The sequence below is a fragment of the Paraburkholderia sp. genome, assembly GCF_047605525.1.
GTDB lineage: Bacteria > Pseudomonadota > Gammaproteobacteria > Burkholderiales > Burkholderiaceae > Paraburkholderia.
The window spans coordinates 118561-139887 of sequence record NZ_JASGFN010000011.1 but is presented as its reverse complement, the minus strand read 5'-3'; the positions used below and the strand labels follow the sequence as shown (position 1 = coordinate 139887).

General features: G+C 59.5%; 18 protein-coding genes. 6 read left to right on the top strand and 12 right to left on the bottom strand.

Annotation, left to right across the window (positions count from 1 at the left end; genetic code table 11):
- Position 1: 1 nt before the first annotated feature.
- Together QM685_RS17460 and QM685_RS17455 are read right to left on the bottom strand one after the other, a co-directional pair.
- On the bottom strand, positions 2-781 hold the full coding sequence (locus QM685_RS17460; protein ID WP_415117771.1) for an enoyl-CoA hydratase-related protein: 780 nt from the start codon (positions 779-781) through the stop codon (positions 2-4).
- A gap of 19 nt (positions 782-800) precedes the next feature.
- Positions 801-2030, bottom strand: coding sequence for a CaiB/BaiF CoA transferase family protein (locus QM685_RS17455; protein WP_415117624.1), 1230 nt, complete (start codon positions 2028-2030; stop codon positions 801-803).
- A gap of 266 nt (positions 2031-2296) precedes the next feature.
- On the opposite strand from QM685_RS17455, the gene QM685_RS17450 reads away from it, so the two are divergent.
- Complete coding sequence (locus QM685_RS17450) at positions 2297-3967, top strand: sigma-54 interaction domain-containing protein (RefSeq protein ID WP_415117623.1); 1671 nt, start codon at positions 2297-2299, stop codon at positions 3965-3967.
- A gap of 201 nt (positions 3968-4168) precedes the next feature.
- Here QM685_RS17450 and QM685_RS17445 read toward each other — a convergent pair whose 3' ends face one another.
- From QM685_RS17445 to QM685_RS17415, 7 genes are all read right to left on the bottom strand, one after another.
- Complete coding sequence (locus QM685_RS17445; RefSeq protein ID WP_415117769.1) at positions 4169-5392, bottom strand: porin; 1224 nt, start codon at positions 5390-5392, stop codon at positions 4169-4171.
- Between the two features lie 671 nt (positions 5393-6063).
- A complete protein-coding gene (locus QM685_RS17440) occupies positions 6064-7122 on the bottom strand; it encodes a TauD/TfdA family dioxygenase (RefSeq protein ID WP_415117622.1) in 1059 nt (352 codons plus the stop codon).
- A gap of 18 nt (positions 7123-7140) precedes the next feature.
- A complete protein-coding gene (locus QM685_RS17435; protein WP_415117621.1) occupies positions 7141-7380 on the bottom strand; it encodes a hypothetical protein in 240 nt (79 codons plus the stop codon).
- Between the two features lie 14 nt (positions 7381-7394).
- On the bottom strand, positions 7395-8243 hold the full coding sequence (locus QM685_RS17430; protein WP_415117620.1) for an amidohydrolase family protein: 849 nt from the start codon (positions 8241-8243) through the stop codon (positions 7395-7397).
- A gap of 13 nt (positions 8244-8256) precedes the next feature.
- Positions 8257-8913, bottom strand: a complete 657-nt coding sequence (locus QM685_RS17425; protein ID WP_415117619.1) for an RraA family protein — start codon at positions 8911-8913, stop codon at positions 8257-8259.
- Positions 8914-9061: 148 nt separating this feature from the next.
- Positions 9062-9802: a maleate cis-trans isomerase gene (locus QM685_RS17420; protein WP_415117618.1), complete on the bottom strand. Its 741-nt coding sequence runs from the start codon at positions 9800-9802 to the stop codon at positions 9062-9064.
- Positions 9803-9873: 71 nt separating this feature from the next.
- The gene (locus QM685_RS17415; protein ID WP_415117617.1) at positions 9874-10635 is read right to left on the bottom strand and encodes an SDR family NAD(P)-dependent oxidoreductase; all 762 of its coding nucleotides are present in this window, start codon (positions 10633-10635) and stop codon (positions 9874-9876) included.
- A 372-nt stretch (positions 10636-11007) separates the two neighbouring features.
- On the opposite strand from QM685_RS17415, the gene QM685_RS17410 reads away from it, so the two are divergent.
- The 5 genes from QM685_RS17410 to QM685_RS17390 all read left to right on the top strand — a co-directional run bounded on the left by QM685_RS17410 (position 11008) and on the right by QM685_RS17390 (position 16471).
- Positions 11008-12456: an FAD-binding protein gene (locus tag QM685_RS17410; protein ID WP_415117616.1), complete on the top strand. Its 1449-nt coding sequence runs from the start codon at positions 11008-11010 to the stop codon at positions 12454-12456.
- 35 nt (positions 12457-12491) lie between these two features.
- Positions 12492-13337, top strand: a complete 846-nt coding sequence (locus QM685_RS17405) for an isocitrate lyase/PEP mutase family protein (protein ID WP_415117615.1) — start codon at positions 12492-12494, stop codon at positions 13335-13337.
- A gap of 19 nt (positions 13338-13356) precedes the next feature.
- Positions 13357-14340 carry a Bug family tripartite tricarboxylate transporter substrate binding protein gene (locus QM685_RS17400; RefSeq protein ID WP_415117614.1) on the top strand — a complete coding sequence of 328 codons (984 nt, stop codon included), beginning with the start codon at positions 13357-13359 and terminating at the stop codon, positions 14338-14340.
- Between the two features lie 91 nt (positions 14341-14431).
- Positions 14432-14932, top strand: coding sequence for a tripartite tricarboxylate transporter TctB family protein (locus tag QM685_RS17395; RefSeq protein WP_415117613.1), 501 nt, complete (start codon positions 14432-14434; stop codon positions 14930-14932).
- Between the two features lie 6 nt (positions 14933-14938).
- Complete coding sequence (locus QM685_RS17390) at positions 14939-16471, top strand: tripartite tricarboxylate transporter permease (protein ID WP_415117612.1); 1533 nt, start codon at positions 14939-14941, stop codon at positions 16469-16471.
- A 136-nt stretch (positions 16472-16607) separates the two neighbouring features.
- Here QM685_RS17390 and QM685_RS17385 read toward each other — a convergent pair whose 3' ends face one another.
- The 3 genes from QM685_RS17385 to QM685_RS17375 form a co-directional block, all read right to left on the bottom strand.
- Complete coding sequence (locus QM685_RS17385) at positions 16608-17168, bottom strand: nuclear transport factor 2 family protein (RefSeq protein WP_415117611.1); 561 nt, start codon at positions 17166-17168, stop codon at positions 16608-16610.
- Positions 17169-17251: 83 nt separating this feature from the next.
- Complete coding sequence (locus tag QM685_RS17380; RefSeq protein ID WP_415117610.1) at positions 17252-19231, bottom strand: hydantoinase B/oxoprolinase family protein; 1980 nt, start codon at positions 19229-19231, stop codon at positions 17252-17254.
- The gene (locus QM685_RS17375) at positions 19228-21306 is read right to left on the bottom strand and encodes a hydantoinase/oxoprolinase family protein (RefSeq protein ID WP_415117609.1); all 2079 of its coding nucleotides are present in this window, start codon (positions 21304-21306) and stop codon (positions 19228-19230) included. The genes QM685_RS17380 and QM685_RS17375 overlap by 4 nt, the downstream gene beginning before the upstream one ends.
- Between the last annotated feature and the right edge of the window lie 21 nt (positions 21307-21327).

The following is a 21327-nucleotide window of genomic DNA, read 5'->3' as shown; positions in this document are numbered from 1 at the left end:
CTCAATGCCCGAACTTCGACGTGTCAGGCTTGCGACGCCCGGCGAATGCGGCGGCGAGTTCGTCGTGCTCATCCGAATCCAGATAGCCACGCAGCAACAGATCGTGCGCCATGCGCGAGAGTCCGCTCACGCCGCCATGACGCGCGGTGAAGGCGCTTTTCAGCGAAGCGAGCGCGAACGCGCCGCGCTCGGCGATTTCGAGCGCGTACTGGCGCGTCGCTTCTTTCAGTTCCGCGTCGGCTACCACGCGATTGATCATGCCCATCTCGAGCGCTTCGCGAGCCGTGATCCTGGGATTACGGAACCAGATGTCCTTTGCTCGCTTCTTTCCGACGAGGTCTTCGAGATACCAGGTGCCGTAGCCGCCGTCGAAGCTTCCGACCATCGGTCCGACCTGGCGGAAAATTGCCGATTCCCTGGCGATGGTCAGATCGCACACCACCTGCAGCACATTGCCGCCACCGACGGCAAAGCCATTCACCGATGCGATGACGGGCTTTTGCAAACGGTCGATGCTTTCGTACATTTCGAGCGTCGGGAGTACTCCCGCATAGAGCATCGAGTCCTGCATGCCGTCCTTGCGCCCGCCGGTGCAGAAGAACTTGTCGCCCGCACCGGTGATGACGATTACCCGCGTGCGTGTCTCGCGGCGAATCTCGTTGATGCAGTCGCGAATCTCGTGACACATGGTTTCGGTGAACATGTTGCCGTCGTCGGGGCGATTGAGCGTGATGGTGCCGATGGGGCCGTCTTCTTCGTAAAGGATTTCCGTGTACGTCATCATGTCTCCCGTTTCGCTGTCAAACAATTTCCGATTCGATAAGGCCCGCGATGCAAGTCGCGGACATGGCGAGGCGCTCCCTGAGGATGCGCTCCGTGTGCTGCCCGAGCGCCGGCGGGGCGCTGCGATAAACGCTGCTGCTTGCGTCGAAATGGATGCCGAGTCCCACCTGCGGGACCGGACCGCGCACGCCCGGACCCGCGAAGAACATGCCTTGCTCGCGTAAGGGAGCGTCGTCGACGAGTTGTTCGATGCTGTTGATCGGGCCGGCCGGAATCCGATGTTCCGCGAAGAGCGCGAGCCAGTGCGCGCGCGGTTGCTTGAGCAGCAGTTTCGCGATCACGTCCACGACGCGCTCGCGTTCCTCGCGTCGCTTCGCATTGGTCTCGAAGCCTGCTTGCCTGCCGAAGTCCGCCTGACCGACGGCCTTCCAGAAGCGCTGCCAGATCGCGTCGTTGCCCAGGCCGAGCGTGAGCGGATGATCGGCGGTGTCGAAGACCTGATAGATCGCGATGACCGAATCGGTGCCGCCGGAACGCGTCGGCGCGTCCCCCGATCCCATGTAAGGCACGATGCGTGGCGCCATGAAGCGGGTTGCGGTCGCGACCATCGAGATGTCGATATGCTTGCCCGCGCCCGTGCGCTGACGCTCGAAAAGCGCGGCGAGCGTGGCCATCGCGATGTCCTGTCCGGCAAGCAGGTCAGCCGCGGGCGTACCGACTTTCTGCGGCGGCCGGTCCGGCTGGCCGGTCAGATGCATGACACCCGAATAGCCCTCGGCGATCAGGTCGTAGCAGGGCAGGTCGGCGCGCTCGCCACGAAGCCCGAATCCCGTCACCGACACGTGCACGAGTTGCGGATGAATGCCGTGCAGCGTCTCGTAGTCCAGTTCAAGCTTCCGTTGAATGCGCAGGTTCGAGTTCACGACGACGACATCGGACTGCCTGACGAGGCCATGTGCGATCGCGCGGCCTTCGGGCCGCGTCAGGTCGAGCGTCATGCTGAGCTTGTTGCGGTTCATGCTCAGGAACCAGAGCGACTCGCCGTCGAGGAACGGCGGACCCCAACCGCGTATGTCGTCCCCGCCCTGGCGCTTCTCGACCTTGATGACTTCCGCGCCCAGGTCCGCCAGCAGCAGTGTCCCGTACGGACCCGCTACGGAAGTCGTGAAGTCCAGCACGCGGACCCCCTTGAGGCATTGAAGCCCGGCGCATGTGCCGATCGTTGGAAGTGTATCTAGAACATTCATAGCCGTCGGTTCGAATTGAATGCGGCCATCTCTGCAAGCTATATGCCAAAAATTGGGCACGATATTTGCGGGACACTATGATGTGCCGTCGAGCCTTGTCGCACGCAGGCTCGAGTGCGGATTCCGGGTGCAAAGGGCTATGGAGTTTCATCGCCTCGCGCATTGTGCATGTGTGTTCAGGCAGCCAACCGGTGTCCACTAATGTCAATTGTGTATTTGTCGCGTACACAATAGCATTCAGAAAGATCACAGAACATGGTGGGGACATGAAACGCGAATCGGAAGGCATCCTCGTTCTGGACGAAAACGGAATGGAAGTTTTCGCCAGCGGACTGGGGCATGACACGTTGATCGGCAGTTCGCTGCAGCAGTTATGGAAGAATCGGCATCGCGCGCCGGTGAAACGCGTGTCCGCCATCGCCAACCTCGAACGCCCATTGACGGTCGCCGCGGTGCCGACCGGCGACGCCGTCTGCTTCATGATCTTCGCGAGCGAAGGCGCCGATGAACTCAGCGAGTTCCTCGCCAACGTGGAGTCGGCGGAAGACATCCTGCGGCACTTCATCACGGCGCCGTATGAGGCGATGGTCGTCGTCGACACCAGTGGCAAGATTACTTACATGAGCCCGGTGCACGAGCGCTTCTTCGGGCTGAAGCACGGTGAGGCAATCGGGCGGCATGTTACGACGGTCGTGGAAAACACCAACTTGCATGAAGTGGTTGCGAATGGCAAGGCGCAGGTCGGCCAGCTCCAGGAGATGAACGGCGTCATACGAGTCGTCACGCGCGTGCCGATTTTCGACCGTAACAAGCGCGTCGTGGCGGCGATCGGTCAGGTCATGTTCAAGGGCCCGGAAGCGATTCGCGATCTCACCGCCGAGCTCGCGCAGGTCAAGCAGGAGCGCGATTTCTATAAGCGTGAGCTCTCCGGCATTCGTAACCGCAGCTACGGGCTCGAGCAGATCGTCGGCAGCAGCGAGGCCGTGCGGCGGCTCAAGGAAGACATCCTGCGGGTCGCGCCGCTCGACGTGCCCGTGCTGCTCGCGGGCGAGAGCGGCACCGGCAAGGAGATGGTCGCTCACGCAATCCACATGCTGAGCCCGCGCAGCGACAAGCCGCTGATTCTCGTGAACTCCGCCGCGATGCCACCCAATCTCGTCGAGAGCGAACTGTTCGGGTACGAGCCCGGCGCTTTCACGGGCGCGGATCGCAAGGGGCGCAGGGGCAAGTTCGAAGCGGCGGATTCGGGCACGCTGTTTCTCGACGAGATCGGCGACATGCCTATCGACATGCAGGTGAAGCTGCTGCGCGTGCTGCAGGATGGACATTTCGAGCGTATCGGCGGTGACCGGGCGCGTCATTCCGACTTTCGCCTGATATCGGCGAGTAATCGGGACTTCAAGGACATGATCGCCAAGGCCGAATTCCGACTCGACCTGTTCTACCGGATTAGCGCCGTGACGCTGCGTCTGCCTCCTTTGCGCGAACGCCTCGAAGACATTCCTGAACTCGCCGATACCTTCCTCGAAGCGTTCGCCTGTCGTCATGCGGCGCCGAAGAAGACCATTTCCGATGCAGCCTTGCGGTTTCTTCAATCGCGGGCGTGGCCCGGCAACATCCGCCAGTTGCAGCACGCACTCGAGCGCGCCGCAATCTTCTGCGATGGCCACGTCCTCTCCGTTGAAAACTTCGGTAGTCTCGATGGCGCGGATCAACTGCCTGAAACCGGCGAAACCGAACTCGCGCAAACGCCCGTTGCGAAGACGAGAACGGATATCCGCGAGGCGCGGGAGCGCGTTGAACTCGAGTTGATCGTCGCGGCGATGAAGCGTACGCGCGGCAACAAGAAGCGCGTCGCGGAGGAACTCGGGATCTCGCGTTCATATCTCTACAAGCGGCTGGGCGAAATGGGCGACGCGTTCAGTGACGAGTTATAGCCTCGTGGAAACTTACTCAGCTTCGTTTGCGTAGTGCAGGCTGCCTGAACCGGCAAACCGGTGGCTGGCGGAGAGGGCGCGCCGACAGGCGCGCCGACAAAATCTTCGCCGGGCGTCGTTGGCATATGGTGAAGTTCGCATCGCCTGGCGGAGATGCGAACTTCAGGTCGCGGCGAAAGTGTCGCCGCGGAAATTCAGAAATCAGAATAAATGGCGGATCCCCACGCGTACCGCAACCTGTCTGTTGTTCGTCGATGCTGTCATGCCGGTGATCTGCGCAACCGCCTTTTGTCCTTCCGAATCCGTTCCGCTTGCAGTCTCGAACATCGCAAGCGTGTAGAGATCCGTCCGTTTGGACACGAAATAGTGCAGCCCCGCGCTGAACAGATTATAGTTTGCTCCCCCGCGGCCGCCCGCGCCCGCGTTGCGCGTATAGTCGTATGCGAGGCCTGTCTCTAACGATGGCGTCAGAAAATAACTGGCATTGATTTCCAGGTTATTGAACGATGCCGTTCCGACGTAATTCAACGTATTCGGGCCGCTCGATGAGCCCAGTCCTTCGAACCGGGTATTCGAATACGCGAGATTGATATTCATGCCGGAAAATTTCACGCCGGCGGCAACGGCCGCGATCTCGAGCCGGTTGGCCGATGCGTATCCCGCGTACACCGGATTGTTCTCGGGACTTGTGGCACTTCCAAAGCTTCCCAGATTATTGCTCGTTGCCGGGCCGGCATTCGGATTCGAGCCGAAGAACGACGTATTGGGATTGCGTATATTCAGGTATCCCGCTCCAAGCGAAAAAATACCGCCGGTATAGGAGCCACCGACGCCCCAGATCCAGTTGTTTGAAAATGAACCTGGTGTTCCCCCTAAATTCATTAGCGCATCGACTGTCAAGCCTCGATAGTTTGCACTTTGGAACTTGATTGAATTGTTCGTCCGTCGCGTTTTCAGTGCATTGTCGAGGTCGCCCGGGTGAGCCGCCATATAGCCACCCCATGCACCCGCAAGAAACGGCGAATACATATCCTGCACGGGATCATACTGGCGGCCCATCGTCAACGTTCCTACCGGACTGCTGAGCCCGACGAAAGCCTGTCGCCCGAATTGCGCGCCGCCTTGAGCCAGCGAACCGTTATTTATCAGAAAGCCATTCTCGATCGTAAAAATAGCACTGAAGCCTTGTCCGAGTTTTTCGGTTCCCGTGAGTCCCCAGCGACTACCCAGCGCCCCACCGGTGCCGCCGTCCATCATCACGAACTGATGTCCGCCGGTGCGCCCCGCGGCCGTGTTCGATGTTTGTGCGTTGTTAACATAATTCACACCCGCGTCCAGCGCGCCATATAACGTAACGCTGCTTTGAGCCTGGGCGCTCCCAGCGAATACAGACAGCACTGCGATCGATAATACGATCTGCTTCATAAATGTCGCTCCTCCAAATGAATGTTTTTCTGGTTGCCTCATCGCGGACACCATTGTTTTTCCATGCCGGCCGCGACCATCAAAATGGAACATGCGATGACTCGCGCCGTCACTGTCGACATACAGCATGGCGTTACTCGACGACATCAAGTTCCGGTGTATGAGGCCCAAGGCGAAAAGCAAGTCTTGCGCCAATCGGATGAAACCCGCCGCGGGAGCGGCAGTGCACGTCGAATCAATATGTCTGCCCGACGAAGTGTCCGCTGTGCATGCACATCGTGTCGTTCGAATACACGACAACGCGCATTGCCGGCCATTCAGGCAGGCATCGATGCGCGGCCCACACGTCGACCGCGGCGAATGCGCATCGAACGCAGGATGGCGATGCGCGGATCCAATCTGTCGAGGCTAGGGAAAAGGACTATGCGCCGCATCAGCGCGCACGCAGAGAATAGGGGTGGTGAAAACTGTTCCGCGGGAGAGCCCGTTGGAGATGTGGCGTTTGAAGCACAACGTGTATGCAGAGGACGTATGCGGCGAAACTCAAGAATCCGGTCCTGAGGATTCGACGGAGTGGCTATGGCGACGCGGCTCTGCTCGACAACACGACACACAGCGCCGGAGTGGGGAAGAATTCGCACCCACTCCGGAGGAAGAACGATACGACCGGATCAAAGTACTCGAGTCTGCTTCGCGACGTCGTGCTTCGTCTCGGTGACATAGCCACCCACGAACCCCTCGGGAAGCGAACGTGATGCCGGATTATGAAGCCATAAACGCAGCATGAGCCGCTTACGTTCCCATTCCGGAGCATCCACCCAATCCGTACGGCTATGCAGGATCGTATAGTTGTTCAGCAGTTGCAGGTCGCCGGTACGCATGTCCATTTCATACTTCAGATCTTCACGCTCCGCGGCTTCCCGCATGGCGAGCATCGCTGCCTGTTCCTCCGGGTCGAGTTCTCTTCCAAGCTTTTTCGCGCCGGTATAGACCGTCGCAGGGTGATGATTACAGGACAGCTTGCCGTCATAGTACGTATAGACAGGGATGCGTCGGCTCGTCACTTCGTGACCGTCCGCTCCTTTGCCGCGGAGGTCGTGGTAAAAGCCGCTGTAGAGCGCGGGCAGTACTTCGGGCTGATCCTCGAGAAGTTCGTTGTAGATCCGGGTCGAGCTGACGATGTGACTTACGCCGCCTTTAAGAGCGGGGCGCACGCACAGCAGCGCCACATAATCCGATGGATCGCAGTGCGGTTCGAGATCGGCATTGCTGCGGTTGCGGTCGGCGTTTACCGCGTTGGGATCCATTCCTTGGTCGATGATATGTCCGACGAGATTGTCCTTGATGTTGAGCAGGTTCACCCGCTCGGTTTGTTTCAAGCCTCGGCCGAGGTAAGTCCCAATACCCCAGAGGATCTTCGTCGCATCTTCGTCGTCGACGGGATTGACTGGCAAGCCTCGTATGAGTACGACGCCGCGTCCGTCTTCCATCTGGCGCACGATTTCCGGCATCACGGCGGCGAGGGTCGGAAGTGGAAAATCCTCTTTTCCGAACTCTCCGGCTCGCAGGTTCTTTGCGTTGACCGCCGAAACAGCCGCGCGCACCTCCTGGGCCTGCGCGGGCGTCAATTGAAAAATCCACGAAGGATCGGCGGCAAGCTCGCTGCGCGACCATGCGCTCGCTTCCGGCGTGGGTGTCTGCAGCATAGACGTCTTGCTTGTCTCTTTCATAAGCAACTCCTTTGATTTTTACTTTGGCAAAAGCATGTCGGACAGGACGCGAACCAGTTCGACATAGCTACGGACGATGAACCACAGGATCGGAGCTGCAATGATTGCAGCGACCAGCGGCCACCATGCCGTCGTGGCAAGCCATGCCCATACGCCCGCCACCAGGGGCAACAAGCCAGCAATGATGGCAATCAGATTCCCATGTTTCGTGATGACTTCGAGAGCCGGATACGGCGATTTGTAAATCGGGACGGTCATGGAAGCTCCTTTGTTCATGCATTCCATCCCAGCCATTCAGACAAGCCTCGCCCCATGATCCATTCCTTGTCCGTTTCGTTGAGAAAGGGCAACTCTTCGGTGAACATCGTGACCGCCTGTCTATAGGTACATGGCAGACGCGTCATGTCGGTTCCCCAAAAGCAGCGGCGTGGACCGAACGCATCGATCAGTCGATTGAGATAGACGTGGATATTCCGGTATGGATAGCTTTCGCTGGAGTAGGTGGGCGCGGCGGAGAGCTTGATCGCCACGTTCGGATACGCGGCAAGACGCAATGATTGATTGATGAACGGCTCGATCGCATCGTCAGTGGTGTGAATCAATATCCCCATATGATCGAGAATCAACCGGAGATCCGGATGACGCCCGGCGATCTGGCATAGCTCGTCAATGGCCGTCGGCGCATGAATCATCACGGGAATCCCCAACCTCGATGCCTCCTGCCATAGCCATTCGCAACTCCCGTCGACAAGCCTGGCCCGGCGGTCTTCGCGAGCAAATGTCTGTCGCATGCCGAGCATGCCCGGCTGCGATGTCCAATTGTCAAGCACTTGCCTGCCTGCCCGCTCTTCGGTGGGGATGTGCCCCATCACCGCAAAACGGTTCGGGTAGGCTTTGGCGGCCTCCAATGCATAGTCCACGCGGTCGCCTTCCCAATACGGAGGAACCAGAATGGCGCCATAAACACCCGCTTTGTCCATTTCCCCCAGTAGTTCCTCGTAGCTCAGCGGCTCCGCTCGATACGCGGCGAACTCATGAAGCCGCGTCCTGGCGACCGGATCCCAGGGGCGCTCCGGAGAGTCCGCCTTCCATACGTGAACCTGTGCGTCGATGATTTTCATGGTCTCTGCAAACTCAGTCGACAGTCGAATCAAGTTTCAGTCCGAGCTCTTCATATGCCTTGCGGCGCTTGGCACGATCGGCATCACGCAGCGGTTTCGCGCGATGAGCGATCTCGACGGCGATTTGCCGAGGCACGACCATGACGCCGTCATCGTCACCGACGATAACGTCGCCGGGATTCACGACCACGCCGGCGCAATTGATCTGCCTGTTTTCCGATGCGAGCACGATTCGCGCGGTCGCGTGCTGGCCTGAGAATGTCGTGCTGAAAATCGGCATTTTCTGGGCCAGGCATTCACCCAGGTCGCGACACGACCCGTCGATCACGAAGCCGACCGTCCCCTTGCTGCGAAAGCGAAGCGTGTTGTGGCCGCCGATCATTCCGGCTCGAATGCCCCGTGCGTCGATGACCATTACCTCGTCAGGCGCGCCACCAGCATGGGGCACCCATGCGGCCTCGGGCGACAACGTGCCATCGGGATCGCGCAATTTGTCCGTGACGCGATACTCGTAGGTATGGGCGATGCCCGCGAACGTGATTCCAGGCATGATCGGGCGCATCGATGCGTTCATCTCGAACCTTCCCTGCAAACCGATCCCGTCCAGTGCATCTGAAATGTCGGCGGTTCGCAAAAGACGGTAGATATTCAGCGTTTCTTTATCCAGCATATTGTCCACCTCTAAACATGGATTTAACGGAGTACGGATTGTCGAGCCGCTCCCTGTCGGCGACACCCGCGCAAATGACACATGTACGGCAGTACTTTCCACCTTGAACCCTTGCTCCGGGGTTCTTGCGATACTTACTCGCGCCGCGCTAGTTCCGTCGCACGCCGAGGTGGTCGCGAAGCAGAACCCCATAGCCGGAAATCGATTTGCTCACCGGTAGGTGCTCGAGCGCACCCCATAAGCTCACCTGGTTCGTCGATAACACAGGCTTGCCGAGTCTGGATTCCAGTCGGTCGATGACCCCCATGGTTTGCCAGTTGCCGCATGCGAGCATGATTGCGTCGGCGTCGTCACTATCGTGCTTTTCCGCTAACTCACATGCACTGTCCTCCGGCAATCTGCCTACATCCAGGTTGGCCTCCACGCCCAGTTGGCCCATCGACACAACGCGGATGCCGTTCTGTTCCAGGAAAGCGGCAACGGTAGCGTTGACTGCCGGACTCCACGGCGCGACGAGCGCGATCCGTTGCACCTCGAACTTCGCCAGCGCCTCCAGCATCGCCGTGGATGCGGTAGTGGCTCGGCGTCCACCCGACGCATCGCATATCCGCGCCATCAGTTCGCGGTCGTATCCCATGCCATTGCGAGAAGACGGGGCTGTCGCCGCCAGGACGATGACATCGACATCCGCGTCCGCCAACTTGCGGGCTTCGACCTCGAGTTCCTCGACGATCCGTCGCGTCGAGCCCGCATCGATTTGCGTCAGCGACAGGCGCGCTACGTGATACGACATGGTTCGGGGCAGCGCTTCTCGAAACTCCCTCTCGATGGTCGTATTCGATGACGGCACCAATAGGCCGATCCGGTACACCCTTTCTTCGTGTTGCATAACCAATCCTTCGAAATCCGGATTTCAGCTTTCCATGAGGAAACGTTCGAAACGTACTTCAATACCTTCGACTACATCATTACGAATCCACCGTTGACATCCAAAGTGGCGCCCGTCACGAAGGCCGCTTCATCCGAAATCAGATAGAGCACCGCCGATGCAATTTCCTCGGGTTTGCCGAGCCGCCCGACGGGGATGCGCTCCGCCTGGCTGGTCTTGATTTCGTCCGTGAAGGTGGCGAGGAGCGCTGTTGCGGTCGGCCCGGGGGCGACGCAGTTTGCGGTGACACCGAACGGCGCGGCCTCATAGGCAAGCGTACGCGTCATGGCGATTACCGCTGCCTTGCTCGCGGAATAGGCGGCGCTCACGGTTTTGGAAATAGTGCGCGCACCAGCAGAACTGATATTGACGATGCGGCCGAATCCGTGTGATTTCATGAGTGGGAGGACGCCGCGACAGAGCAGAAACGGCGCGGTGGCGTTCACCGCCATCGTGATCGCCCACTGTTCGTCCGTCACGTCTTCAAACGAAAATTTCGTTCCCTCATTCTTGATGTGGATCGCCGCGTTGTTGACCAATACGTCGACCCGCCCGTAGCGTGCGCTTGCCTTGTCGATGAAATTGCGGATCTGGCCGGAATTGGACAGATCGAGGACGAAAGCTTCGGCCGAGCCGGCAGTGTGGGACGACAGGCGCGACGCGACCTGCTCGACTGCCGGACTTCTGTCTATCAACACAAGCGTATATTCCTGTGCCGCGAGTTGTTCCGCAACGGCGAGACCAATCCCCGATGCAGCACCTGAGACAACCGCAACCTTATTTTTTTTGATCATCTGACGGACCTCATTGCATATTGAGAGCCGTGGCTTACGCAAATTCTGCGCCAGATATCGATCAATCAACGGCGGACAGACCGCTATACCGGCATGAGCATCGGCCGCGCCGCCGAGGGACGATGAACTCGTCGCCGATGAAGACACCTTGATATCGCTATTGTCTTTTCACGGGACAGTTCGTGTCTTTGCGCGAGACAGTCCATGGCGTAGATGTGTACTCGGAGCGCGCTGTCTTCGGTGCCACGTCTGTCGATGAGCTCGTGCAACGATGGCATATCCATTGCTTGATGTGTTTTGCGCACGTGAAGCTCAGCGCGATTTTCCGATCGATATTAAAAGACGCGATCACTGCCCGGGCAGTACATCGATATGCTGCCCGGCGACATCGCCACCAAGGAGACAGTCATAGTTAATCTCAAGTCAAAACCAGTACACCTGGTCGTGATCGGCGGCGGCATGGCGGGGCTCGTTGCCGCGGTTCGTGGTGTCGAGGCCGGCATGAAGGTGACGCTGGTGGAAAAAGGGGCGACCGATCAATATCCGTGCAACGCGAGGATGTCGGGTGGACTTTTCCATCTCGGCTTCAGCGACGTTTCGTTACCCCCGGATGAGTTGGTCTCCATTATCGAAACCAGGACCGGCGGCGCAACCGATCCACAATTGGCGACGACGCTCGCACGCGGCGGTTTGGCGCTCGTGGACTGGCTGCGGGGCCACGGCGTCCGCTTCATGCGTCCACCGTCGCCGTGGCAGTTCTGGACGGCCGCCCCGCCTCGAAGCCTCGGGCCCGGACAGGACTGGAAAGGGCGGGGTCCCGACGTATTACTGCGGCAACTCGCCTTGGCGTTTCGCAAACTTGGCGGGACGATGCTCATGCAGACCACGATAACCGGGCTGAGGATGACGCAAGGCCGTTGCCACGGCGTGGATGGCGTCGGTCCGTCCGGCGCGATGCAAATCGATGCGGATGCCGTAATTATCTGCGACGGTGGTTTTCAGGGAAATCTGGAGATGCTGCGCGAACATGTTTCGCCCGCGCCAGAGCGCCTGAAGCAGCGCGGCGCAAGCACCGGCACCGGAGATGGATTAAGAATGGCGATGGCGGTCGGCGCGGCTACTTCCAGACTCGACAGCTTCTACGGTCATCTGCTGTCGCGCGATGCGATGACCAATGACAATTTGTGGCCATACCCGGAGCTCGACGCACTCGCTGTCTCGGGGATATTAGTGAATGCCGAAGGGACGCGCTTTGCCGACGAAGGGCGTGGCGGAATTTATCTGGCCAATTCGGTGGCACGGCTATCCGATCCGCTTTCCGCAACGATCGTGATTGACGCAACCATCTGGGCTACCGCCGGACGTGCCGCCAGAATCCCGGCCAACCCGCACATCGTGAATGGCGGAGCGACGATTCATCAAGCTTCGGATATTGCCGGGCTAGCGACAAAGGCGGGTCTGCCGCGCGAACAACTTGAACAGACCGTACGCACGCACAACGACGCGGTTCGGCGATCATCGCTGAATGAACTGTCGCCCGCCCGGACGCCGGGACTTCGTCCCGCGGCGCCGATTGCGCAAGCACCGTTCATGGCCATTCCTGTATGCGCGGGTATCACGTACACGATGGGTGGCATCCGGGTGAACGAGCACGCCCAGGTATTGAAAACGAATGGTGAGCCCATCGAAGGCCTATACGCCGCCGGCACCGCGGTTGGCGGGGTCGACGGCGGAGATTTCTGCGGCTACGTTGGCGGGCTCGTCAGTTCGGGCGTGTTGGCGACGGCGGCCGTCGAAGCCGTCGGCAAGCGCGTGGCCTGAGATCGGCGGTTGCCATTTCATTCGAAGGAGCAGTGATGCCTCAAACTTTCAGGGCACTTCTCAATTCCGGGAAGGTGATCCTTGCGCCCGGCGTGTTCGATGGCCTATCGGCGCAATTGGTGGAAGGCGCCGGCTATAGCGCAATGTATGCGAGCGGTGGTGCTATTTCGCGTGCGGCGGGGTATCCGGACCTCAACGTGCTGAGCTTGACCGAAGTTGTCGAGCGTCTCGAAAAGATTGTGTCCGCCACCGCTCTTCCCGTGATCGCCGACGCCGACACGGGTTTCGGAGGAGCGGCCAACATCGACCGCACGGTGCGGCTGTTTGCACGTGCGGGCGTCGCCGCCTTGCATATCGAAGATCAGGTTTTCCCGAAAAGATGCGGACGCCTGAGCGGCAAGAGCATCATCCCGATCGACGAGATGTGTCACCGCCTGCGCGTCGCGCGACATGCGATCGGCAGCGGCGACGTCGTGCTGATCGCGCGGACCGATGCCAATTCAGAAGAAGGCTTTGAAGCCGCGCTGACTCGCGTCAAGGCATACGAGAGCATGGATGTCGACATGGTATTTGTCGAAGGTGTAGCCAGCGCGGCAGAAATCGAACGACTGGGTACCGAGATAAAGGTGCCCAAGCTTATCAACATGTACTACGGCGGCAAGACGCCGCTGATGCCAACGGAAGCGTTGCAGCAAGCCGGCGTTCGCGTTGTGATCGTTCCCAGCGACTTGCAGCGCGCCGCCGCCAAGGCGATGCAGCGTACGCTGCACGCGTTGAAGGAAGACGGTCATAGCCGGGCCGTCGCACATGATCTGATCAGTGTGGCGGAGCGCGATTCGATATCGCGTACTTCCGAATATATTGCACTCGATAATCTATAACACTCGACATGGAGACGTCATGGGAATTTTCAGAGCCGCCCGTTTATTGTTAACTGCACTCGTGTTGGCGATCGCCGTTGCTCCTGCCGTTGCCAAGGCGGACGAATATCCGACCAAGCCGATCAGACTTATCATCCCCGGCCCACCGGGCGGCAGTACGGATCTGCTCGGTCGGCTCGTGGCCGCCAAGCTGGCCGACCGCCTCGGGCAGCCGATCGTGGTGGACAATCGCCCCGGCGCGAATGGCGTGGTGGGCGCACTCGCGCTGGAAAGCTTTCCGGCGGACGGCTACACACTGGAACTGACCGTCTATCCGGCCGAACTTATTAATCCGTTGATCATGGCCAAACCGCCCTATGATCCGATCAGGGACTTCGCGCCAATCTCGACATTGTCAGTTAGTCCTTTGGTGCTGGTCGTCGGGAATTCGGTACCGGTCAAATCGTTGAAGGATTTTCTGGCGTATGCAAAAGCCCAGCCGGGCAAGGTGAACTACGGGTCCTCGGGTGTCGGTTCGGCAGATCAGTTAGCCGTGGAATTGATGAGCTACAACAACGGTATCAAGCTCAATCATGTCCCGTACAAAGGATCGGCACCACTGCTGGTCGATCTGATCGGTGGCCGCATTCAGATGAGGATGGGTAGCGTGCTCACCAATCTGGGGGCAATTCGCGCGAATCAGGTGAAACCTCTCGCAATCGATAGCCAGACGCGAGATCCGTTGATCCCCGATGTTCCGACATTCACCGAAGCTGGTATTGCGCCGTTGGATGTAAAAGTGATGTTCGGAATAGTTGGGCGGGCAGGGACGCCTCAACCGGTAATCGACAAGCTGTCCGCGGCAATCAACCAGACTTTGACGATGCCCGGCGTGCAAAAATTCGTATCCGACAACGGCGGCCAGACACTGATTTCCACGCCGGCCGAGTTCGCGAAAATTATCGAACACGACCAGGAGAAATACGGGAAGGTAGTCAAAGCCGCCAATATTAAAATCAATTGAAAAAGACCGATCTGGCTGGAAATAAGCGCGTTTACAGAGGTTCCGTAAATGAGTATGTCCGGCGCAGCGACGTCAATCCGGAGAACGAGCAATGACTGGCAGTGACGGCAAGTCTCAATTTATTAGCGGATATAAGCGGGAATATTACGGCGGGGGACTCATGATTCTAATTGGGGTGGGTGCCATCGTGAATGGTATTCAATATAGTGTGGGTTCACTGACCGAAATGGGTCCTGGATTTTTTCCGGTATCCCTTGGCGTCATTCTCGGCTTCATCGGACTATTGATCGCCGGCACCGCGAAGCGGACGCGGACACAGACCGAACATGAAGGTCTGGTACACGAGACACCGGAGCGAATGGACTGGCGCGGCTGGATATGCATCACGGCGGGCGTGATGTCATTTCTCGTGTTGGGGAAGTGGGGTGGACTGGTGCCCGCGACTTTTGCGATCACATTCATCTCCGCGCTTGGCGATCGCGACAACACATGGCGATCCGCGCTGACGCTTGCCGCAGTCATCACCGTCGTTTGCATCGTCATCTTCTGGTGGGCGCTGCAGGTGCAATTCCCGCTATTTACGTGGGGCTGAAAAGTTATGATTGGACATTCGCTGGCTGACTTGTTGCAAGGCTTTGGCGTCGCGCTCGAGTGGCATAATTTTTTGTGGTCTTTCTTCGGCGTGCTTGTCGGCAATCTGATAGGGGTGCTACCCGGGATGGGGCCGCTGTCTGCGATTTCGTTACTATTGCCGTTGACTTACACCATGCATCCCGTCCCCGCTATCCTGATGCTCGCGGGAATTTTCTACGGATCACAGTACGGCGGCGCAATTGGCGCGATCTTGCTAAACCTGCCTTGCCATCCTCCACACGCGGTAACCTGTCTCGACGGTTACCCAATGACACGGAAAGGGAAGGGCGGATCCGCTTTGGGAATCACGATGATGGCATCGTTCTTTGCCGCGTCCGTGGGTATCATCGTCATGATCTTCGCGTCACCTCTGCTCGTGAACGTCGCGTTTAAATTCGGTCCCGCGGAATTGTTCTCGATCATGTTGCTCGGTCTGCTGGCCGGCGGAACGATGTCGAGAGGTTCACCCCTCAAGGGTGTTGCGATGACGGTGGTGGGGCTTCTATTGGGCACGGTGGGTACGGATGTCAACACGGGTGTAATGCGATTCAATTTCGGTTTTCCCCAACTCGCCGACGGTGTGCAACTGGTCGCGCTCGCGTTGGGACTTTTCGGCGTGACGGAATTTCTTCGAAACGTCAACCGGATTCAGACAGTCGGCAGCAGCATGAACGTGCGCATGCGGGACATGCGTCCGTCTTGGGCCGAAATCAGGCAGGCATTCCTCCCTATCGTACGCGGCACGTTTGTCGGCACGCTGTTTGGCGCGATGCCCGGTACCGGCCCAACTATCACCACCTTCATTGCATATGCGCTGGAGAAGAAAGTGTCGAAAACTCCGCAACGCTTCGGTAAGGGGGCGCTCGAAGGGGTGGCGGCACCGGAAGCCTCGACGCACTCGAAAATCCAGGTCGATTTCATTCCGACCATGAGCCTCGGCATTCCGGGCGATCCGGTCATGGCGCTCATACTCGGCGCGTTGCTGATTCAAGGTATACAGCCCGGACCGCAGTTGATCACCGAGCATGCGGACATCTTCTGGGGGTTGATTGCGAGTTTCTGGGTCGGCAATGTACTGCTGGTTCTCCTGAACGTGCCGCTCATTCAGCTTTGGGTAAAGGTACTTAAGGTTCCGTACAGATATCTGTTCCCCGCCGCGTTGTTTTTCATCGCGATAGGTGTGTACAGCACGAACAACAGCCTTTTTGAGGTCGGCGAGGTATTGGTGTTCGGTATCATCGGCGCGATATTCGTGGTGCTCGATTTCCCGGTATCGCCGATTTTGCTCGGTTTCGTGCTCGGACCGATGGTGGAAGAAAATTTCCGACGCTCGCTGTCGCTCTCTCACGGCTCTATGTCGGTATTTATAGAGCAGCCGCTCAGTGCTACATTCATCGGGATCTGTTGTTTGCTTGTTCTGGTAAGAATCTACTTCGTTGGCCGCGCCGCAATTCGGCGACGCAAGGAGAATTCTTTGATGCGTCTGGTCAAAAGATAGGTTCCAAATCCCTACAAGGCATAGAAACTCGTACCTTGGGGACCATTTGGTGGGCACTAAAGTAGCCAAACTCAGCGCCGAACTCTATACGGCGCCGAGGACTCGCTTACGGACAGATGGCAGTCCGCACTCCAGCTTATTTACCCTGGAAAATCTCGGCACGCAGCTCGTATAGCCTGTCCTGGCCATCACGCCGTCCCCACCGGTGATTCCCATACCGTCTGCCGCCAAGCGCGACCGCGCTGGAAAAGGCTTCTCGAACAACGGTCCGATGGGCGACCTTCCATTCGGCGTTGCGCCGTTCGAAGCGATCGACATAGCGTCCCCAAAGCTCACGGGCTATGGCATCCTCCGGACCGGCAATCGAGCCGTCTACCTCCGAGGCAGGGCGCAGCCGCCTGCTTACGAAGTAGGTTTCAACCAGCGCGACGTCGGGTCCCGAAAACTCGATCAGGCTGTTTCCGAGAAAGTGGACAGAGTTGTCTATGTCCGAGAACCGGCGATCGAGGTATTCAATAAAACCGTCGATGCCACCTACATAATCCCCATGCTCATCGTAGGCGTCCGCATGATACGTAGATCGAACCAGGTCCCAGTCGCCCCTATCTACTCCGCGAGCGTATCGACAAAGCGATTCCCTGATTTCCTCTTTGTCCAGCAGACGCTGCAACATCGACATTCTTTGCGAATCGAACATCTAGATAACTCCTACGGGGTGTTAGCGGAAATCCGTTACTGGCACGAACATATCCCAAGTCCCCGCTACCAGCAAACAATCGATCAAATAGTCTTCGACAGTTCGCTGAACGCGGATCGGGCCAGGCGAATACTCTCTTCGTTCGCGGGCGACTTCGGGAACCCTTTCGGCAGCATGGACAAGATTCCGTTTACCGCCTCACGTCTGTATTTCTGCCGCCGTGCCAACGGCTGCTTCAGAAGCATTGCGTTGAAGCGATCCATCTGCGCCGCACAAAATACGCTGTCCCACGCTTCCCGTTCGGGGCCGAATGCAATATCCGGACTGGGCACGCGCTCCGTTTTCCTCAAGGAGGCCGTCGAAATCTGGTCGACCGCGTCGTCGCGAATGACGACTCCATAGTCTCTTTGCGCCCCCTCGATCGTGACCAGCCCATTCTGAACATCGGCCAGAACGGCCGCCGCATCACGCTCGTACGGGTCGCCCCAGCCGCCGGCGCCCGGCATATGGAAGCTGACGATGTCGCCCCGGCTCAATTCAATGACGTCGATCTTGCCCAACCGACGCTCGTCCGCCTTGCCTTCGTTCACGACGAGGCTGCCCGGCTGACCGGGCCCGCCTCCGCAACGCCCCCACGGACGGAAAACGAGCCGCTCCAAACCGCGCGCCAATACGTAGCTACCCTCCACGAGGACACGGAATGTAAGTTCGACGCCACAGCCGCCGCGCCACTTGCCGGGACCGCCGGAATCCGGCCTTAGCGCGTAGCGAATTATTTCGACTGCGATTTCGGCTTCCACGGTTTCGACGGGATTGTTGGCAAGATTAGCGATCCCGCAGTCTCGCCCGTCTATGCCGTCGTGGCCTTCCCACGCTCCCGCTCCGCCGATCAACGGTTCGAGCACCTGCACGTTGTGCCCACCCGCATCGTCGGGTTCGGCCAATACCACCGGCACGATGAGGCCGGACGCCGCCGCGGGCATTACCGAAGGAAGCGCGAGGCCGAACGCGCCATTGAGCACGTCGTTGACGCGGGTCGCGGCCGCATGGCGCACACCTGTCGCCGCCGGTTCTTCCGGGTTCACGATGGTCCCGGGCGGAGCCGTGACGGATACCGGACCGAGCAGGCCCGCGTTGACGGGAACCGTCTTGTCAAGCGTGTGAATCAGCGCAACGACGCGCAGCGTCAGCCACGAGTGGGGACGGCCGCGCGATGGAATGTTCATCGCGGCCGCGACCTGGGGATCGGTACCGGTGAAGTCGAGGTTCACGGTTCCGTTATCCACGGTGACGGCAAGCGCGAGACGCACCGGCAGGGAACTGACGGCATCGTCGTCGAGATAGTCGACGAAGCGGTACGTGCCGTTCGGAATGGTCGAAATGACGCTGCGTGCCTTGATATCGGCATAAGCGACAAGATCGCGCTGGCCGTCCAGAAGCGCATCGACCCCATGCTGTTTTATCACCTGCGCAATACGTCGTTCGCCGGCGGCGAGCGTTCCGATCATTGCGCGAATGTCGCCCATATTTGCATCCGGCGTGCGGCTATTGGCGTCGAGGAGTGTGCAGATGTCGTCGTTGGTTTTTCCCGCCCGCATGAACTTGACCGGCGGGATGCGGATGCCTTCCTGGAAGATTTCGGCATTGGTCGGCGAGATCGAGGAGGGCACGCGGCCGCCGATATCGGAGCAATGGACGAAGCACCAGCCATAGGCCACGATCTTCCCTTCGTGAAAATACGGCTTGATCATGTGGAAATCGGGCAGGTGGGTCGCGAGTCCTTCCGACCGATAGGGGTCATTCGTCAAGATGATGTCGCCGGGCTCCAGCGGACCGACCGCCTGAATCGCCGGCAGGCACTCCAGCCCGACGAATCCGGAGATGCCGATCGAGCGCGGATAAGCGAAGAAGCGTCCGTCGAGCCCTACCAGCGCACATGCGAAATCGGCGGTCTCCTTGACGTAGAGCGTGCGGCCGGTACGTTGGAGCGTCAGGCACATCTCTTCGGTAATGGCGGCGACCTTGTTATTGAGGATCTCAAGTGTGACGGAATCGAGTTTCATATGACTCTACCTTCGAGATGAAGATTGCCCGCGTGGTCGACGCGCGCTGACCAGCCTGAACGAATGACGACCGTCGTGTCAGGCTGTTCGACAATCGCGGGACCAGAAATGGACTGGGACGCGGCCAGCGCGGCGCGGTCGTAGACCGTCGCTTCAACCCATACGCCATCCTGGAAGATATTCCGCGTTCCTTTCGGCGTCGCCGGCACATCGCTGCTCCGTAGCGTCGGCACGGGCAAATCGGGCGTCTTGCCGGTCGCGGCGAGCCGCGCCGTGCCGAGTTCGATGCTGGCGTCCGGGTCCCTGAAGCCGTAGATTCGCTCATGCTCGCGATGGAATGCTTCCACGATCGTATCGGCATCGATCGTCAGGTCATGAAGCGGGACACGAAGCTCGTATGCCTGGCCGACGTAGCGCATGTCGACGGCACGCTCGAACGACACGCCTTCGCGTGTACCCCCTTCGGCGGTCAGCCATGCCTCGCCCTCTGTCTGCAATACGTCGAAAACGTTCACGAGCGTGCAAACGTTCGGCGGATTCAGCGGCACGCGCAGCGTGCGCACGAAATCTCGCCGTAGATCGGCTGCGGCGGCACCCATCGCGCAGAACGTACCAGCGGCGGGAGGCACGATGACATGCGGAATGCCGACTTCCTCGGCCAGCAGGGTGGCATGCGTCGGGCCGGCGCCGCCGAACGGCACCAGCGCGAAGCCGCGCGGATCGAGGCCGCGCTGGGCCAGCGTCTTGAAAAGCGCGCTCGCCATCCCCGCCGTAGTGACGGCCAGCGCGCCTTCGGCGGCACGGGCGGCTAAATTCTCTTCGCCGTCCAGGCCGATTCTCCGAGCAATCGACGAGAGCGCGTCGCGGGCGGCCTGAGCGTCGAGCCGCATCCGGCCACCGAGGAAGGCGGCCGGGTCGATATAGCCCAACGTCAGATAGCAGTCCGTCACCGCGGGTTCGGTACCGCCGTGACCGTATGAGACGGGGCCCGGATTCGCGCCGGTACTCCGTGGGCCGACTTTCAATATCCCGTGTTTGTCGACCCATACGATGGAACCGCCGCCCGCCCCGATGGCGCTGACGTCGACGACGGGCAAAACGAGTGGCAAGCCGCCGACGTCGGTCCGCGTGGAGAGTTCCGGAGCGCCTGCCGACGCGATCGCGATATCGGACGACGTGCCTCCCATGTCGAACGTGATGATGTGGGCCATGCCTGTCGACTGCGCGAGGCGTACCGCGGCCATCACGCCCGATGCCGGCCCCGACAGGATCGTCTCGACCGGCCTTTTCAAGGCCGACCCGGCGCTGAGCGAGCCGCCGTTCGAGGCCGTTACGATAATCGGCGCCTCGACTTCGCGCGCACGCAGCCCCGTCCGCAGTTTGTCGAAGTAGCGGACCATCAGAGGCTGGATGTAGCTGTTCAGGCATGCAACGAGCGTGCGCTCGTATTCACGGATTTCCGGCCAGATGGCCGCGGCTGAAGTGATTTGCAATCCTCCCGCGGCGATGGACAGCGATTCCGCCAGGCCGGCTTCGAGTTCGGGATTGGCATAGCCGTTGATCAGCACCAGAGCAGCCGCATCGACGTCGAGCGCGGACAGCGCGGCGCCGACTCGCTCGATCTGCGCCTGCTCAGGCCACTCGGTCGGCTCTCCTTTGGCCGAGAAGCGCGCGCCGATCTCCAGGACATGGGAACGCGGGATCAGCGGCGTTTCCTTCTCGGCGTGAAAGTCGAACGACGACGGCATCCGGCAGCGCCCGATCTCCAGAATATCCCGATAACCGTTCGTTACGACCAGGCCGATGCGCGCGCCGGTCCGTTGAATGATGGCGTTCAGACCGATCGTGGTTCCATGCATCAGGACCGATATGTCCCGCGGGCCTAGCCCGAGTGCTTCAAGTAGCCCGGAGAGGCCCTCGATGAGCGCGCGGGCGGGCTCGTCCGGCGTGGACGGCTCCTTGTAGAAAAAAAGACTGTCATCGCGCGGATTAAATGCAACGAAATCCGTGAATGTCCCTCCGACGTCGATCCCGATCTGCAGGCCGCCATTGTTTTTTGTTTGCATGTCCAGCATTCGTTTCCTTCCTTCGGATTT

Bases quoted from the DNA above. Each gene is read 5' to 3' on its own strand.
- QM685_RS17455 (WP_415117624.1), bottom strand. From the start codon at position 2,030: ATGAATGTTCTAGATACACTTCCAACGATCGGCACATGCGCCGGGCTT.
- QM685_RS17460 (WP_415117771.1), bottom strand. From the start codon at position 781: ATGACGTACACGGAAATCCTTTACGAAGAAGACGGCCCCATCGGCACC.
- QM685_RS17435 (WP_415117621.1), bottom strand. From the start codon at position 7,380: ATGACCGTCCCGATTTACAAATCGCCGTATCCGGCTCTCGAAGTCATC.
- QM685_RS17375 (WP_415117609.1), bottom strand. From the start codon at position 21,306: ATGCTGGACATGCAAACAAAAAACAATGGCGGCCTGCAGATCGGGATC.
- QM685_RS17445 (WP_415117769.1), bottom strand. From the start codon at position 5,392: ATGAAGCAGATCGTATTATCGATCGCAGTGCTGTCTGTATTCGCTGGG.
- QM685_RS17420 (WP_415117618.1), bottom strand. From the start codon at position 9,802: ATGCAACACGAAGAAAGGGTGTACCGGATCGGCCTATTGGTGCCGTCA.
- QM685_RS17415 (WP_415117617.1), bottom strand. From the start codon at position 10,635: ATGATCAAAAAAAATAAGGTTGCGGTTGTCTCAGGTGCTGCATCGGGG.
- QM685_RS17400 (WP_415117614.1), top strand. From the start codon at position 13,357: ATGGGAATTTTCAGAGCCGCCCGTTTATTGTTAACTGCACTCGTGTTG.
- QM685_RS17380 (WP_415117610.1), bottom strand. From the start codon at position 19,231: ATGAAACTCGATTCCGTCACACTTGAGATCCTCAATAACAAGGTCGCC.
- QM685_RS17390 (WP_415117612.1), top strand. From the start codon at position 14,939: ATGATTGGACATTCGCTGGCTGACTTGTTGCAAGGCTTTGGCGTCGCG.
- QM685_RS17385 (WP_415117611.1), bottom strand. From the start codon at position 17,168: ATGTTCGATTCGCAAAGAATGTCGATGTTGCAGCGTCTGCTGGACAAA.
- QM685_RS17450 (WP_415117623.1), top strand. From the start codon at position 2,297: ATGAAACGCGAATCGGAAGGCATCCTCGTTCTGGACGAAAACGGAATG.
- QM685_RS17405 (WP_415117615.1), top strand. From the start codon at position 12,492: ATGCCTCAAACTTTCAGGGCACTTCTCAATTCCGGGAAGGTGATCCTT.
- QM685_RS17425 (WP_415117619.1), bottom strand. From the start codon at position 8,913: ATGCTGGATAAAGAAACGCTGAATATCTACCGTCTTTTGCGAACCGCC.
- QM685_RS17395 (WP_415117613.1), top strand. From the start codon at position 14,432: ATGACTGGCAGTGACGGCAAGTCTCAATTTATTAGCGGATATAAGCGG.
- QM685_RS17430 (WP_415117620.1), bottom strand. From the start codon at position 8,243: ATGAAAATCATCGACGCACAGGTTCACGTATGGAAGGCGGACTCTCCG.
- QM685_RS17440 (WP_415117622.1), bottom strand. From the start codon at position 7,122: ATGAAAGAGACAAGCAAGACGTCTATGCTGCAGACACCCACGCCGGAA.
- QM685_RS17410 (WP_415117616.1), top strand. From the start codon at position 11,008: ATGCTGCCCGGCGACATCGCCACCAAGGAGACAGTCATAGTTAATCTC.